Genomic DNA, 14,795 nt, shown 5'->3' with positions numbered 1-14,795 from the left:
TCATGAAACATCAAATCAAATGCCACGGCAACACCTGTCCGGATCGGTTTAAATGCGCTCTATACGCAGCCGAGGCAGAAGTTAAGAAGACGGAACCGGACGAAGATTCAGGAAAGAAGTGTGAATTTTTTAAAAAGAAAGGAGGTGAAGGATGAAATGTGAAGAAAGAATCAGAATTGGAACAACAGTAATAAGAGGTTGGCACGATTATAAGGATTGTTCTCACCCTGCAAAATATAAAGTCACTTTCCCGTCAGGAAAAGTTAAATATCTGTGTGGCGTACATTTAAACGCTTTAAAGACGATGGAGCATGAACTCAGAATAGAAGAATTGAAAAATATTGAAAAATGAATCTGAATGAATTAAAAGACAAGGCATACAAAACCGCCTGCGATCATGGTTTTCACGATGCAGACTGGAGCAACGGGCATTTCCTTTGTTTGGTTGTAAGCGAACTGATGGAAGCTGTGGAAGCTGATAGAAAAGGAAATCATTTCCCAGCAGATGAAATAGAAGAATATAATTCTTTGCAAAAGGATGAGTTTCACGCTTCCGCTTTCAAAAATTACATTAAAGATACAGTACAAGATGAGCTTGCAGATGCAGTTATCCGCCTTCTTGATCTTGCCGGACTTCGCAAGATTGATTTATCCGAATTACAAGGACCGCTATTCGATAAATTCAATATTACCTCTGAATTTATCAGTTGGAAATCTCAGATTAAAGAAGCGAGCTTCACTGAAAGAATGTTCTCCCTATGCTCTCTCTTAACAAGCGGAGAAAGTATTGAAGATGTTGTCAGATCATCCATAGTGGTAACATTCTTGAACGCTAATATATTGGGAGTTGATCTTCTTTGGCATATCGAGCAGAAACAAAGATATAATGAATTAAGACCGGTGATGTACGGAAAGAAGTATTAACCCTCAATTAAAATAACGAGTTATGACAGTAGAAGAACTTATAAGCATCTTGGAGGAATACAATCCTAACGCCACAGTGATTTTAGATTGTGGCGATATGAACCAGGTGGAAGTCGATGACGCTTCCCAGACGAAAGATAAACGATATGTAGTAATTAGCTAACAACTAAAAAATAACGAATCATGGAAAAAATAGAATTAATAAATCTGACGCTGGACGAAATAAGGAAAGCGTGTACGACTGTCAATAATGTTTGCAATGATACAAAACTAATGCTCAAAGAAGACGATTGCGAATGCCTTAAAAAGCTTGTCAATAATTGTAATGAAGTATTGGAGAGTATTAGAGTTAAGCTTCGCGAAGCGCTTGAAGAAGTCGCAAACTATCAGGATGCAACCGATATGGTTTGCCCAGTAGATATGGCGTTGTCTGAGGTTGCATTCGATTTGATATATGAACGTAAGGATGAGTATGATTTTGAGGAAGAACAAGTATAAAAAGAAATAAGTATGAAAACAGAAATTACAGTAGAAAAGGTTAAAAACGGCTTTATTATATCAAACGCAACTAAGAGCGTAAAGATTGTTACCACAACAGAGAAGGCGGCATCGGATATTATTTCGGAAGATTTGTCACATGTTTTAAATGGCATGAAATACGGAGACAAAAAACTGATTGAATTTCAAATAGCTAACAGCTAAGAATATAAAGTATGAAAAACGAATATTTCAACATGATATGCCAGAAGGCTCCCGAAGGGAAAATGATAATAATGGCCGTTGTTCCGGATAATCTTCTGGGTGAAGGATTGCCTTCCATTTTTGAAGTTCAAGCGGTAAAGCTGGTTCCAACAATTTACACCGGGACCTATCCTACAATCAAGGTTATCTCTGAGACAATCAAAGATAGATCGGATTTGCAAGGTAAAGACATTGATGGTATAGTCTCCGGAGAAAATTGGTATAATGTATCAAAAGAGGATAAGAATACTTACGGAATTAACATTAACCCATAAGCAAATAAAAAGGAAATAATATGCAGTACATATTAACAGAACAAGAATATAAAGCTTTAGCCCCTATTAGCGAGGTGAATAAGCTCAAAGAAGAAGTACAGCTTCTAAATGATAAGGTTATGGAACTTAGTGAGCATCCATGTGGAAGTACCGCAGATTATAGAAGCATGACCTTTTATTGTGATGATTGCCCTATTGGTAGGTTTGGGCTTAATACTTGTACAGAGAGACAGCAATATTCCAAATAACCCTCAAAACTAAATAATCATGAGCTACAAAGTTGGTGATATAGTTCCTTACCGGAACACTAGAAGTAACGTAAAACGTGCTAAGATAACCTCTTTTGAGACGGTTGACAATGGGAAGATATGGTTTCAGGGGATTGATACCATTACAGAAGCTAAAGTGTGGTATCCAGTACATATCTCGGAAAAGTTAGATGAATATCATAAACAATGTCCTTGTTGGAACAGTCACAACGATAGTTGCTATGATGATAATTGCACTTGTGATAGAGATTGTGAGTATATGAAAAGTTTCAATAGTAAAAAGGATTGAATATGGCAAAAATATATGTAGCAAGTAGTTGGAGAAACTTATTCCAGCAGGATGTAGTGAAATTTCTTAGGGATGTAGGACATGATGTTTATGACTTCAAGAATCCTCCTCATGGAAATGGTGGTTTCCAGTGGTCTGATATAGATCCAAATTGGGAACAGTGGACTACGGAACAATACAGAGAGGCTCTTAATCATCCGATTGCACAAAGAGGCTTCGATTCTGATTTCAACGGTATGCAGTGGGCAGACGTTTGCGTTATGGTACTCCCTTGTGGTCGGTCTGCCAACACAGAAGCCGGATGGATGAAGGGAGCTGGTAAAAGAGTGATGGTTTATTCTCCAAAGGAGCAAGAGCCGGAACTAATGTATAAGATATACGACTTTGTGAGTGACAGTATGTTACGAATCAATGATGAAATAAATCGAATATAAAAAGAAATGAAATATATTATAATTGAAGATGGTGATATATACTCTGTTACAGACGAGTCCGCGAAACACATTGAAGCAGCTTCTAATTTAGCAAAAGCTATTGATGGAGATATGACGGATATAATAGATGCTGTAAGGGAGTATGGAAAATTCATAGGAACTGTATTCATGACAGTTAGAAATTAAAAAGAAACGAGGTTGAACCCTATCAAGAACAGCCTCGTTTCGAAAAAGCCCAAACTACTTAAAGTATTTTTCTCTAATAGTAGTTTTAGGATGTTTCTTAGCGTAACTTTCAGTTACAAACAAACCGGTTATCGCACTGCGATAACGAAAAAAATATAATTTTCTCATATTTACAATACCTTATCTTTTATAACAAGGTATTGTAAATATAGAGAGTAGATTTCATATGATAACAATCACATTGAAAATGTTTAATGCTTCAATAATTAGGCTATTAAGATTAAATATCTTCAAATCTTATTTGATATTTCCGAATAAAATTAAGAATTTATTAATCTGTTTCAGATTTGGTTACATAAGATAAAATGTTAAGAACATGCGCAAACAATAATCAGTATATTGGCTTCGTATAAACGGTTTCCGTCCGGAACAGTTCGGAACCGACACGAAGTGGAATCCGATCAGGTTCAAATCACGGAATACTTGAACCATCTTCGCGACCTCACGAAAATGATATCTGAATGGAACAGCAAAGCCGGGGAACTCTAACAACTCCTCGACTTTTGTAAACTCTTTTGCTTTTTAGGCTATTAAACATAAAACTAAATAAAACCATCATGAAGATTAATTATTGCGGCTACATCCAGGCGATGGCCGACTACAAGAAAGAACATATCAACCCATTACCCGGCGTAACAAAGGAACACACCTTGCATTACTCTGGATTGTTTATTAATGATCAGGTATATAACCATCTCCTGATGCTAAAAGAGGAATTGAAAATCGCTGGGTTATTCAAATTCTCCGCTAAAAGAGATTTTCAAAAGGCAGAACATGAAATTGCAAAATATAACATGATAATGCAAAATCATATAGGCGTATCTATTGATGTATTTGCCGCAGTCCTTCAAGATATGGAAGATTTCTTCATGAAGGACATAGATGTATTGAAATACTCAATAAGTCAGATAATGCTTGATCATAACATCACCGGCATAGACAATCGAATAGCAAGTCTTGCCATGCTAATCAATATTCTTTGTCAAAGCAGTAGTATATTAGTTAAATTCTACAGGGAGGACGCTTATACTGTACTCGGTATTTATTCCGATAAGATGGACTATCTTCTACTTCCTGTTACAGAAAAGTACTCTGCCGAACTTGCCGGATCTGTAACAGGAAACACAAGAGGTCAGTGTGATAATTCTAAAAGAGCTACAGGGGCTTTTAATGTATTTGTAACGAAACTGCTGGACCCTGATAAATTCGGGGAAATAGCAGAAAAATATAATCAAATAGTATAATCATGAGTGTAAATAAAGTAATCCTTCTCGGTCATACCGGCAAGGATCCTGAAGTGAAAGATGTTGTCGGGACAAAGGTCGCCAATTTATCGCTTGCTACCACGGAGAAGGGCTATACCTTTCAAAACGGGACCCAGGTTCCTGATCGCACGGAATGGCATAGCCTTGTCTTTTGGAAAGGTCTGGCCGAGGTTGTCGAGAAGTTTGTTAGGAAAGGTTCTCAGATTTATGTAGAGGGTAAGATCAAGACTCGACAATATGAAGATAAAACAGGAGCAAAACGATATGTGACGGAAATTTTTGTTGATAAGTTGGAATTATTAGACAGTAAATCTACTCAACAATAGTCTGGTTCACAACTGGAATCTTTTCAATCCAATCTGTCTGATGATCTTTCATTCTAAAAACACAAGAGGCGATACTTTGGTCTACTAGTATATTATCCGTTAATCCTTGTTTAACTTATTGTTAATTAGTTATTTATATTTGTGTGCCTCACTATTAATCAGTATCTTTATAATACTAAAAGAAGCAATAATAACAATTAAAAGATATGCGATTATGGTAACGAAGAAGATTGATGAAAAGAAAACATTGAAGTACGCAGTAGCTTTTCACTTCTGCACATCAGGCAAGATAAACTTTGTGTTAGGTAATAAAATGTATCAGCATATAAATACTGTTTATGACCAAAGAGAAGACGGCAGAGGCTTCAATACTTGTGAAGTCGTTTATAACTACAAGGCTCAAAAGTATGAGGTTCTGAATGTAGATTCAGAAATAGGTAACAAAGAGATTAGAATATTAAATGTTTAACCAGCAGGGTGAAAGCCCTGCGCAAGATAGAAGAATATGAAAGAGTACGACAACAACGTTACAGTTAATTGCAAGAGAATAGCCTTAACCCCTGTGCAGAGGATGAATACGAAGTGACAATAAAGTCCAATGATTTAGAGCACGTGATATACACCTATGGTGGCTTATTTGAAAGAGATGAAGCTATTTGAGATAGAATTTATCGACAGTGGTTGAGAGAACAAAAATAATCCGGTAGCCTTCGGGCTACCACAATACACACGATTATGAAAGCGGATTTAGTTTTAATTATCAGCCCCGAAGCCCCACTGATGAAACAACTGGGCAAGGTATTGGGTAAGTTATGTAGTATGTGCGATTTTACCACCATAGAAAGAGGTGAGAAGTACATCACAATACAGCATGATGAAACCGGGCTTGTTGTGGCTTATACAAGTGAAGAAAGATTGAATGTGAAACATTGATTATTGGATTATGAACAAAGAATATAGAGTTGTAAGATACTTCGATGGTTATCCTGAATACACCATGTGTAAATGTGATACAATCGAAGAAGCAAGGGTTAAATGCAAAGAGCATAATGATAAAGAGAACAAGCCTTATATCAGTTATCACATATTGGTATATGGCGATGAAAAATTTGGTGGTAAATCTTATAGAACTGAATGATTATGCTTACAGAACAAATGATATTGGACGGTTTACAATATTACAGATGGCAAACTGAATATCCACTTTACACAACAACAGATTCAATGAATGATTTTTTAGAAAATCATTTACCGGATGATTATGAAGTAATCGAAAGGGATATGAATTACATAGTTGCCGATATGAAAGGTGATAAATACGAAATCATAGCTTATGGTGATGGCGATTTTTGCAGTCACGTAGTATCGGTATATCATTTATAAGTAAATTATTAAATCATATAACTTATGAACTCAATAAACAAAAATGGTTGCAGCGTATGCCAACAAAAAATAAAAATTGTTTGTCGCAAATTTGTTACGCCCCGCTTCGATGGTCATAGATATTGGTCTGCTATTATTATGAATGAAAACGTTGAGTATTGTGCTCAAATAATAGAGTACGCATCTGTTAATGGTAGAAAATATTATATTGGCGAATTGTATAATGATCATATTGCTAAAAATTATAGTAACAGGTATCTTGTATTTGGATTCAGTAACTACTACGCTACTTATCGCTATATCTTAGAAGCAATGCTTCGCGTGATTAAAGGTGATTACAGAGAAATAGAAGGCGTTGGATTTTGTACAGCCATGCCAAATGATAAACATAAATTACATTGATTATGAATACAATTAATGACGAAAGAGGTTGTAGTGTATGCCAGCCCGGTAAAGAGAATTACACTACCTACAACACCATGTTAGGCAGAAAGAGAGTGAGAATGTACCAGTACGACTACCGTACTGAAAGTGGTGAACTGTTTTCTTGTTGTGCGCCTACCTTAGAGGCGTGCAGAGAAAAGCGTGATAAATGGTTGAACAATAAAATCAAATAGTTATGTTGACAATAGAGATTCCAGAATCAAACAGAAGAAAATCCGAGGAAGATTCACTTGCATCTTTCATCCTCTCGGAACTTAAAGAGAAAGGCGAATGTGTTTACTTCCACTATGGCGTAGGCTGGGGAAATAACTGGCCTCATAGTTGGGCGAAAAATACTGGAAGTGATGCTAAGGATAGACACCCTATTTCTGAATTGGCGCATGATAACGTCATAAGAGCGTTTATAGACAAAGGCTATTCTATCGAGCATAGAAGTGAAATTGCTGCCGGAAGATATGTGATTATTAGAGGATAGCTACAATGGAAACCAAAACAAGCAAAGCCACTTTCTTACTACGTGCTGGAAATTTAAAAGAAGCATTATCCATTTTCCGTACCTTTCGTATTGGATTCACTAAAGAGGAACGCAGGACTTTGCAGATTGCCTGCGAAAGTTTATCCGGTAATTCCTTATTCTACCAACGACTTGGTATTGATACCAACAAAGAGATAGAGAAAAGCAAGTCTATTCTCGTTTCAAAGTATCTGTAAATCACATAGTTAAACATAGTTTAGGTAATGAATATATTAGATATAATACATTGATATTCAACACATTATCACTATCTTTATATATCAAAAGATAACAAATTAAACCATAGAGCAATGAGTAAGATAGAGCAGATGACAGCAGAACTCAACAAGGTATTACATTCTAATACTTACCAGTTTGAGATTGATACCGAAGATTTTGTTTTTGGATTCAAAAAGACAATCAAGAAACGTACTAAGAGTTTGGCTAAAGCAATCAAGCTGAAAGCTAAGTTAACTAAAGACTGTGGTCGGTTCCTGTCTGGTACTGTACGCTTCATGGCTGTACGGTTCTATAAAAATGGAAAACTTACCAAAGAAATCAAAGCTAAAGAAATAACAGCGACGTATAACGAATAAATATTAGAGCAATGAACACGTATTACAAGTTTGCGCCAAATGTATTTTTGGCAAAGTGCGATGAAAAGCACGAAAAAGGAGAAATTATAGATGTCACCACCAAGTACGGTAAAGAGAATGAATCAATTGTTTTCAACCTCGTTTTTGAGAAAGAAGGCTTCTTCTATTACTCGATAGTCCGAGTCGATGGCTTCAATGTTCAAGAATGGGCAAAGCAAAGAGCTGAGCGAAGACTTGGATGGGCTGCCTCTGCTGAACGTAAAAGTACTGAGTATTATAACAAGTCCAACAAAGATGCTGATTTCCTTTCTCTCGGTGAGCCTATCAAAGTAGGACATCATAGCGAAAAGCGGCACCGGAAAGCGATTGATGATGCTTGGAACAATATGGGTAAGAGTGTTGAACTTAGTGATAAGGCTGCCGAACACGAAAGGGTTGCCAAATATTGGGAAGAAAGAGCCAACACTATCAATTTATCCATGCCGGAAAGTATCGACTACTACGAGCATAAGTTAGAGCAGGCTAAGGAATACCATGAAGGTGTTAAGTCTGGTAAATATCCTCGTGAACACTCCTACACTTTGACTTATGCGAAGAAAGCAGTCAATGAAGCGCAAAAGAACTATGACCTTGCAAAAAGATTGTGGGGCGATTTGCATTAAAACAGCAATTTCTGCCCTATTTTATTTGAAATTCAAATAAAATATAGTATTTTTGAGGCAGAAATAAGAGAAAATAGCGAAATTGAAGGAATGATAATTGTGAGTTCAAATCTCCTTCCTTCAATTAGCTTTATGGAAGATTGGCAGAGTGGTTTATTGCACCTGTTTGCTAAACAGACAATCCGAAAGGATTCAGATGTTCGAATCATCTATCTTCCGCAAATGCCGTTCAAATCGGCTCGTTGATTGAGGTTATGGTAAGTAAGCGACAAGGTTCGATTCCTTGCATTTAGTTGGTACTACACAATCTGACAGCTTGGAAAGACAAGCATCTGGGAATGTAGCTCGTTGGATTGAGCGAATTAGCCGGTTGATGGTTCGATTCCATCCATTCCCACAGTCTTGTATCAATGAACGCACCACTTTCGGAAATTTGAGGTTGTAATGGGAGCAACCAATATATGGCAGAAAGTAGTAGATTGAGAGAGTATGGTAAAAACCCATATAAGTCCAAAGGGTATCAATCGAGGTGGATTATCACAAAATCATGTGGCAGTTGACGGTGATGACATGGCGGTTCATGATGTTGGCAGCTTGGAAAGACAAGCAAAAGGATAAGTAGCTCATTGGAAGAGCGACAGCAAGCTAAAGCAGTGTAAAAGCGTAAGACTGATGGTGTTCGACAGTAGGTTACGAGTTCGATTCTCGTCTTATCCACGAAATCCAATAAATGAGGTGACGCCTGCAATTTAGGTTGGCAGCACGGAAAGACGTGCTTTTGGCGGTATGGCGGAATTGGTAGACGCTTCATAAATCGGTTAAATAGGATTATCCTTAATTGAGATAGCTTCACTCCGATAAGACTTCTTGGACGGAAGGTGCATGTTCAAGTCCTGCTACCACCACATGGGGAACGTTGTTTGTCGCTCTATTTTCGGATTCCTTCAATAAAAACATTGAAATGAGCGTGGTTAGTTTTTGCTGTTTTTATATCCCAATAAATAAAACAGCACATGGGCGGTTATGTTTTCGTAGGCTGAAACTGCGGTGAGGTGCACCAATAATCCGTGAGGTCGGTTCGACTCCGGCACCGTCCACAAACCTTAGTAGTGGTCAAGCGAAAGCAAGAACAAAAAGGCTTATGCAATTTACGGGTTGATGGATATTGCCATCTGACACGACTGAAAGAAGCCGAAAGATTGTATAAGTGTTCTTGTAAGTAGCTTACAGATGATTGAATTTGTGTTTAGCCTGTCGGAAATATGTCCGGCAGGCATTTACGCAGAAAGTGTATGAAGTTGTACATAACCCCAAATAGTATGTCGAAAGAATATGATTATCTGGTTGTAGGTGCAGGACTTAGCGGTTCTGTATTCGCTCATGAGGCAAAGAAACGTGGCTATAAATGTCTTGTCATAGATAAGCGTTCCCATACCGGAGGAAATACCCGTTGCTACAATGATGATGGCATTAACGTGCATCTATATGGACCGCATATCTTTCATACAGACAATAAAGAAGTATGGGATTATGTAAATTCATTCGTAGAGTTTAATAGATTCACAAATTCCCCTCTTGCTTGCATTAATGACGATTTGTATAATCTGCCTTTCAATATGAATACGTTCTTTCAGCTATGGCATGTAAGTACTCCTCAAGAAGCCAAACTACATTTAGACCGTCAGCGTGAAAAATATTCCTATATTGATTCTCCTGCAAACCTCGAAGAACAAACATTGAAACTTTGTGGTGATGATATATACAACCTCTTTATAAAAGGTTATACAGAAAAACAATGGGGACGTAAATGCTCCGAACTTCCTGCTTCAATCATTAGGCGCATTCCGTTCAGATTTAAATTCGACAACAACTATTTCAATGACCGTTATCAAGGAATACCCATAGGTGGTTATAACCGATTGATAAACTTGTTGCTTGATGGAATAGATGTACGTTTAGGCGTTGATTACATAGCCAACAGAAATGAATTAAACCAGTTTGTAGGCAAAGTTTTCTACACTGGATGTATTGATGAATACTTTGGGTATATGTATGGCAAATTAGAGTACAGAAGTTTACACTTTGAGCATAAAACATTTCGTGATACAGACAACTTTCAAGGTAATGCAGTTGTGAACTACACTGATGGCAATATCCCATATACTCGGATAATAGAACACAAGCATTTTGAGTTCGGTAACCAAATGCACACTGTTATCACATATGAATACCCAGACGAATATACCGGCAACAATGAGCCATACTATCCAATTAATAATGATAAGAATAATGTCGTGTACCGCAAATATAAAGAGCTTGCTGAAAAGCAAAGCTTTGTTACCTTCTCCGGGCGACTTGCTGAGTACAAATATTACGATATGGATGATGTAATTGAAAATGTATTGAAGCTATGGAAGTAACGATAAGACCTCAAAGAGCATCTGATGCTGAATATAGCTGGCAGATGCGTAAGGATAAAGATGTGTGGAAATATGCTATCTGCGAAAGTCCATATTTACCGCTATCGCTGGAAAGCGAAACTACGTTTTATCAAGAACAGATAGAGAGTAGCAGTTGTCTCCGCTTCGCTATCCTTGCTGATAACATCTATATTGGCAATGTTTTCATAGATAGAATAAATAATTCAGCATGCAGATTTGGCGAACTCCACACCCATATTCTCAATAAATCGTACTGGGGTAAAGGTATAGGCTATGAATGCAACCGCCTTATCCTTGAATACGCTTTTCGTATTGCTAAAATGAAAGGTGTTTATCAATATATCAATCCCGGCAATGTTGCTGCATGGAAGAATGCTTTAAAACTCGGATTTAATGACAATGGCACTTCCTTCGTTAGACCTAACGTTCATATATTAACCATAAGAAGAGAGCAATGGATAAAAGAATAGAAGTTATAGAATTGCCCGTGTCCGAACTTAAAACAGAGTTTGGCAATCCTCGTAAACCTTTGAAGAAAAAGGCAAAGGAGAAACTAAAAGAATCGCTTGATAATCTTGGCGATTTCGGTGTGATAGTCATTGATGAACACAATAATATCATATCCGGGCACCAACGTGTTTCTATCCTCATGGAGAACCCGGACACGCAAGTGTTATGCAAGCGTCTTGTCGGTTACAGTGAATCTGAATTAAAGGCTATCAATATCAAAGCTAATACCCATGCAGGAGAATGGGATATGGATAAACTTGCTGAATGGACTGCTGACTTGAAAATTGATTTAAGCCTTGACCTTGAAAACCTCAATGTCAAAGAAACGAAGATTAAAGACATGGAACTTATCCGTTACGAGAAGTATGACTATGTATTGGTTGTGTGTCGTAACGAGATAGACCATCTAAACTTAACGCGTGCTCTTGGAATTGATGATAAGAAAGTTCTTGTAGCCAAGAATGCCACCAAAGAGCGTAAAATTAAAGCACGTGCCGTATGGTACGATGATATAAAAGCCCAGATTGTACCTAAAAAAGAAAAGAATATATGAAAAGTTTCAACGTATTACTTACGTGCTGCTCCATCCACGTAAAGGAAATTATAGATTGTCTGAAAAACAATGAAGATGGAGTTGAAGTAAAAGTGTATGTTGCAAACTCTGTTGCAGCCAATCTGCCGCCAGCTGAATTGTCGGATGGTAATTTTGTGGTTCCGGCTGTAACTGCACCTGATTACATTGAAACACTCATATCTCTATGTAAGGAGTATGACATTTCAATTATTATGCCAACTGCTACATTGGAGTTGGAAATAATGGCTCTGGCTAAAGGTGAGTTTGAACGGAACGGCATTCTTGTGTCTGTTTCCTCTATTGATAGCTTGCTGGTTGCCAACAATAAGATTGCTCTTTATGGTTGTTATGCTGATTTGATGCCGAAGCAAATTATACCTAATGGAGTTTCCGACGTAGATGCTTTTGCCTCCATGTTTAAGTATAAGAATGGTTCTATCTGTTGCAAAGTGGATAACCTCTGTGGCGGCAAAGGCTTTGCTGTTGTTGACGATAAAAAAAGCAATGATACCTCTCTGTTTAACAAATTTGGAGAAAACAGATACATATCCTTGCATGACTTGAAATCTATTGTAGGCAATGGAAAGAACAAGGTTATTCTTCAGCAAAGAATTGAAGGGCTTGATTATACTGTTAGTGTGCTCGCTACAAACGGAGTGGTTACTCACATCTGCGGATATGTCGGCTATATGATGGCTTTCGGCTCTATCATGTGCGGAGAAATCAAGCCTAATGATATGGCTTATGATATTGTGAAAAATATTGTAGCTGAGCTTGGACTTGATGGTAATGCGGCTTTTGACTTCATTCTAAAGAAAGATGGCAAAGTTGTGTTGCTTGAAATCAATCCACGTATTAATGCCTCACTTCCGTTTGTTCGTCATGCCGGTTGTAACATGGTTTATTTACGCTGCAAACAACTACTCGGATATGATGTTACCTCTAAATGCAAATTGAACTATGGACTAAAAATGAAGAAGTTCTATGACACCCGATATTACGTTTAACATATACGTTATGTCGTACCAGCGACCTCACAAGATAATGACTAAGAACTGCTTGGAATACTGTACTTATGTTGTTAGAGAAGAGGAAGCCGATGCTTATAGGAATGCCGGTATAGATGATATGCTTGTCATTCCTAAAGATGCTACGCTTGAATGTGGCGGAAGGGTACATAGTTTCATGTCAACGCTATATTGGATTATTGAAAATACACCGGAAGATGTGATATTTGTCGCTGATGATGATATTAAGCATTTTTGCTACCGGCTGAATGATTATAAGGCAATAACGGCCGAGAATTATCAGGATTGGAAAGAACGCACTTGTGATGAAATACTCCGCATCGGTCAGCAGCTTTACGATTTGAATCTTGGACTTGCTTTTGACAATCCGCAAATGGCATTATATGTGTATGACAAAGAGTTTTGTTTCAAAGGAATGCCCGGTCATGTACGGTGGATTAACAAGAAAGCCTTGAAAGCCAAATATGATTTGAAAGATTCGGCAATATCCGATGTTGATATGATGCTACAGGAGTTGCTTATGAATAGGGTTATTCTACTGCCTAAGTATTTCCATAGTTATGGCGTAATCGCTATGGGGAGTAACGAAGGAGGTGTAACTATTGATTCCAAGAGAAACTACGAATATAGATGTGCAATGAAAAATAAATGGGGAAAGTATTATGATTTCGACTTTAGAAAAAATACAGCAAAGATTAATGTCAAGCGGTGATTTGAAAACACCTCTATACATAGCAGACAAAAGCGACTTCAAACGGAATATCACCGATTTTATAGCTGCTTTCAGAAAATACTATCCAAACTACAATATTGGGTACAGTTTCAAAACGAATTACTGCGAAGAGTTCATCAATGTGGTAAAAGAAGTTGGTGGATATGCTGAGGTCGTATCTCCCAAAGAGTATCAGCTTGCACGGAACTATGGATTTGATTATAGCCAGATTATCTATAACGGAGTTATCCCTGATTTGGACGATAAGATACGCTGTGCTAATCATGGTGGAATAGTGAATGTTGATAATGTTGGTGAACTTGGTTCACTTATCGGAATATCTACTGCGCTGCTTGCAATTGGAGTTCGTTTAAACTTTGATATTGGTAACGGAATAGTTTCGAGATTTGGAATTGATGTCGAAAGTAAAGGTTATCAAGAAATCATAGAATTGCAGCGAAGAGGGCTGATAAAAATAAAGTGTGTTCATTGTCATATCTCCTACGCTCGCGGACTTTCGTATTTCAAGAAACGCGCTGAAATGATGGCTAAATATGCAAAAGAACTTGGAGCCAATATAGTTGATATTGGCGGTAACATGTTCGGTCGAATGGATGACAGTTTAAAATCTCAATATGGAGAATATGTACCATCGTATGAAGAGTATGCCAAAGTTATTGGTGAAGTGTTTGCAAGAGAGTTTTCTAATGGAGAAGTGCAGCTTATCACAGAGAACGGAACGCCGATAGTTTCCACTTCCATGTCTCTACTTGCAACTATTATCGGCAAGAAAGTTATCAAAGGAAAAACAATGCTTGTTGTGGATTGTAAACGTGATGATGTAGGCTTTGTCTGTCATACGAAAAATCCTCCTTGCAAGGTACTTTCCAATGATAGTGATTATGTTGAACATGCTACCATTTACGGATGTACCTGCATAGAGAATGATATTATCCATCGTGATTATTCCGGTCTGGCTAATGTTGGTGATAAGATTCTTATTTCCAATGTCGGGGCTTATGGATGTAATGTTGCTAATGATTTCATAACGCCAAAACCAAGATGTGTTTGTGATGATGAAATATAAGCCGTTAAACCTTGTTTAACTTACTGATAATCAAAGAATAAACAGTTTTAAGAATTTGCATATCTCGCTATAAAT

General features: G+C 37.5%; 28 protein-coding genes and 3 tRNA genes. All 31 read left to right on the top strand.

Annotated elements, in window-relative coordinates; translation table 11 throughout:
* Positions 1–2 precede the first annotated feature (2 nt).
* Positions 3–155 carry a hypothetical protein gene (locus RDN79_RS02535; protein WP_298546726.1) on the top strand — a complete coding sequence of 51 codons (153 nt, stop codon included), beginning with the start codon at positions 3–5 and terminating at the stop codon, positions 153–155.
* Positions 152–352, top strand: coding sequence for a hypothetical protein (locus RDN79_RS02530; RefSeq protein WP_298546724.1), 201 nt, complete (start codon positions 152–154; stop codon positions 350–352). The genes RDN79_RS02535 and RDN79_RS02530 overlap by 4 nt, the downstream gene beginning before the upstream one ends.
* On the top strand, positions 349–924 hold the full coding sequence (locus RDN79_RS02525) for a hypothetical protein (protein ID WP_298546722.1): 576 nt from the start codon (positions 349–351) through the stop codon (positions 922–924). Before RDN79_RS02530 ends, RDN79_RS02525 begins: the two co-directional genes overlap by 4 nt.
* Positions 925–946: 22 nt before the next feature.
* Positions 947–1,087: a hypothetical protein gene (locus tag RDN79_RS02520; protein WP_186928876.1), complete on the top strand. Its 141-nt coding sequence runs from the start codon at positions 947–949 to the stop codon at positions 1,085–1,087.
* A gap of 20 nt (positions 1,088–1,107) precedes the next feature.
* Positions 1,108–1,422 (top strand): hypothetical protein, encoded by a 315-nt coding sequence (locus RDN79_RS02515; RefSeq protein WP_298546719.1) that lies wholly within the window; start codon positions 1,108–1,110, stop codon positions 1,420–1,422.
* 12 nt (positions 1,423–1,434) lie between these two features.
* Positions 1,435–1,626: a hypothetical protein gene (locus tag RDN79_RS02510; protein WP_298546717.1), complete on the top strand. Its 192-nt coding sequence runs from the start codon at positions 1,435–1,437 to the stop codon at positions 1,624–1,626.
* A gap of 11 nt (positions 1,627–1,637) precedes the next feature.
* Positions 1,638–1,940 carry a hypothetical protein gene (locus RDN79_RS02505; protein ID WP_298546715.1) on the top strand — a complete coding sequence of 101 codons (303 nt, stop codon included), beginning with the start codon at positions 1,638–1,640 and terminating at the stop codon, positions 1,938–1,940.
* Between the two features lie 20 nt (positions 1,941–1,960).
* Positions 1,961–2,188, top strand: coding sequence for a hypothetical protein (locus RDN79_RS02500; protein ID WP_298546713.1), 228 nt, complete (start codon positions 1,961–1,963; stop codon positions 2,186–2,188).
* A gap of 312 nt (positions 2,189–2,500) precedes the next feature.
* Complete coding sequence (locus RDN79_RS02495) at positions 2,501–2,932, top strand: hypothetical protein (RefSeq protein ID WP_298546712.1); 432 nt, start codon at positions 2,501–2,503, stop codon at positions 2,930–2,932.
* Between the two features lie 6 nt (positions 2,933–2,938).
* The gene (locus RDN79_RS02490; RefSeq protein WP_298546710.1) at positions 2,939–3,118 is read left to right on the top strand and encodes a hypothetical protein; all 180 of its coding nucleotides are present in this window, start codon (positions 2,939–2,941) and stop codon (positions 3,116–3,118) included.
* A 617-nt stretch (positions 3,119–3,735) separates the two neighbouring features.
* A complete protein-coding gene (locus tag RDN79_RS02485; RefSeq protein WP_298546708.1) occupies positions 3,736–4,422 on the top strand; it encodes a hypothetical protein in 687 nt (228 codons plus the stop codon).
* Between the two features lie 2 nt (positions 4,423–4,424).
* Positions 4,425–4,769 (top strand): single-stranded DNA-binding protein, encoded by a 345-nt coding sequence (ssb, locus tag RDN79_RS02480; protein WP_374044464.1) that lies wholly within the window; start codon positions 4,425–4,427, stop codon positions 4,767–4,769.
* 214 nt (positions 4,770–4,983) lie between these two features.
* On the top strand, positions 4,984–5,238 hold the full coding sequence (locus RDN79_RS02475) for a hypothetical protein (RefSeq protein ID WP_298546706.1): 255 nt from the start codon (positions 4,984–4,986) through the stop codon (positions 5,236–5,238).
* A 266-nt stretch (positions 5,239–5,504) separates the two neighbouring features.
* Positions 5,505–5,702, top strand: a complete 198-nt coding sequence (locus RDN79_RS02470) for a hypothetical protein (protein WP_298546704.1) — start codon at positions 5,505–5,507, stop codon at positions 5,700–5,702.
* Positions 5,703–5,712: 10 nt separating this feature from the next.
* Positions 5,713–5,907, top strand: coding sequence for a hypothetical protein (locus tag RDN79_RS02465; protein ID WP_298546702.1), 195 nt, complete (start codon positions 5,713–5,715; stop codon positions 5,905–5,907).
* 2 nt (positions 5,908–5,909) lie between these two features.
* On the top strand, positions 5,910–6,152 hold the full coding sequence (locus tag RDN79_RS02460; RefSeq protein ID WP_298546700.1) for a hypothetical protein: 243 nt from the start codon (positions 5,910–5,912) through the stop codon (positions 6,150–6,152).
* 24 nt (positions 6,153–6,176) lie between these two features.
* Entirely contained in the window at positions 6,177–6,554 is a 378-nt protein-coding gene (locus RDN79_RS02455; RefSeq protein ID WP_298546698.1) for a hypothetical protein, read from the top strand.
* Positions 6,555–6,556: 2 nt separating this feature from the next.
* On the top strand, positions 6,557–6,769 hold the full coding sequence (locus tag RDN79_RS02450) for a DUF3873 family protein (RefSeq protein ID WP_298546695.1): 213 nt from the start codon (positions 6,557–6,559) through the stop codon (positions 6,767–6,769).
* A gap of 2 nt (positions 6,770–6,771) precedes the next feature.
* Positions 6,772–7,071, top strand: coding sequence for a hypothetical protein (locus RDN79_RS02445; protein WP_298546693.1), 300 nt, complete (start codon positions 6,772–6,774; stop codon positions 7,069–7,071).
* Between the two features lie 5 nt (positions 7,072–7,076).
* Positions 7,077–7,307 (top strand): hypothetical protein, encoded by a 231-nt coding sequence (locus tag RDN79_RS02440; RefSeq protein WP_298546691.1) that lies wholly within the window; start codon positions 7,077–7,079, stop codon positions 7,305–7,307.
* A 114-nt stretch (positions 7,308–7,421) separates the two neighbouring features.
* Entirely contained in the window at positions 7,422–7,706 is a 285-nt protein-coding gene (locus tag RDN79_RS02435; RefSeq protein ID WP_298546689.1) for a hypothetical protein, read from the top strand.
* A gap of 11 nt (positions 7,707–7,717) precedes the next feature.
* Entirely contained in the window at positions 7,718–8,368 is a 651-nt protein-coding gene (locus RDN79_RS02430; RefSeq protein WP_298546687.1) for a DUF3560 domain-containing protein, read from the top strand.
* 134 nt (positions 8,369–8,502) lie between these two features.
* Positions 8,503–8,587, top strand: a tRNA-Ser gene (locus RDN79_RS02425).
* Between the two features lie 393 nt (positions 8,588–8,980).
* Positions 8,981–9,085, top strand: a tRNA-OTHER gene (locus tag RDN79_RS02420).
* A gap of 298 nt (positions 9,086–9,383) precedes the next feature.
* Positions 9,384–9,465, top strand: a tRNA-OTHER gene (locus RDN79_RS02415).
* A gap of 222 nt (positions 9,466–9,687) precedes the next feature.
* Complete coding sequence (gene glf, locus RDN79_RS02410) at positions 9,688–10,788, top strand: UDP-galactopyranose mutase (RefSeq protein WP_298546685.1); 1,101 nt, start codon at positions 9,688–9,690, stop codon at positions 10,786–10,788.
* Positions 10,779–11,279, top strand: a complete 501-nt coding sequence (locus RDN79_RS02405; RefSeq protein ID WP_298546684.1) for a GNAT family N-acetyltransferase — start codon at positions 10,779–10,781, stop codon at positions 11,277–11,279. Before glf ends, RDN79_RS02405 begins: the two co-directional genes overlap by 10 nt.
* Entirely contained in the window at positions 11,264–11,872 is a 609-nt protein-coding gene (locus tag RDN79_RS02400; protein WP_298546682.1) for a hypothetical protein, read from the top strand. Before RDN79_RS02405 ends, RDN79_RS02400 begins: the two co-directional genes overlap by 16 nt.
* Positions 11,869–12,900, top strand: coding sequence for an ATP-grasp domain-containing protein (locus RDN79_RS02395; protein ID WP_298546680.1), 1,032 nt, complete (start codon positions 11,869–11,871; stop codon positions 12,898–12,900). The genes RDN79_RS02400 and RDN79_RS02395 overlap by 4 nt, the downstream gene beginning before the upstream one ends.
* Positions 12,901–12,937: 37 nt before the next feature.
* Entirely contained in the window at positions 12,938–13,633 is a 696-nt protein-coding gene (locus RDN79_RS02390; RefSeq protein ID WP_298546678.1) for a hypothetical protein, read from the top strand.
* Positions 13,584–14,720: a hypothetical protein gene (locus tag RDN79_RS02385; RefSeq protein ID WP_298546676.1), complete on the top strand. Its 1,137-nt coding sequence runs from the start codon at positions 13,584–13,586 to the stop codon at positions 14,718–14,720. Before RDN79_RS02390 ends, RDN79_RS02385 begins: the two co-directional genes overlap by 50 nt.
* Positions 14,721–14,795 lie beyond the last annotated feature (75 nt).

The sequence above is a fragment of the uncultured Parabacteroides sp. genome (assembly GCF_902493135.1).
Lineage (GTDB): Bacteria > Bacteroidota > Bacteroidia > Bacteroidales > Tannerellaceae > Parabacteroides.
The sequence above is the reverse complement of the archived record's forward strand: the minus strand, read 5'-3'. Positions and strand labels throughout refer to the sequence as shown.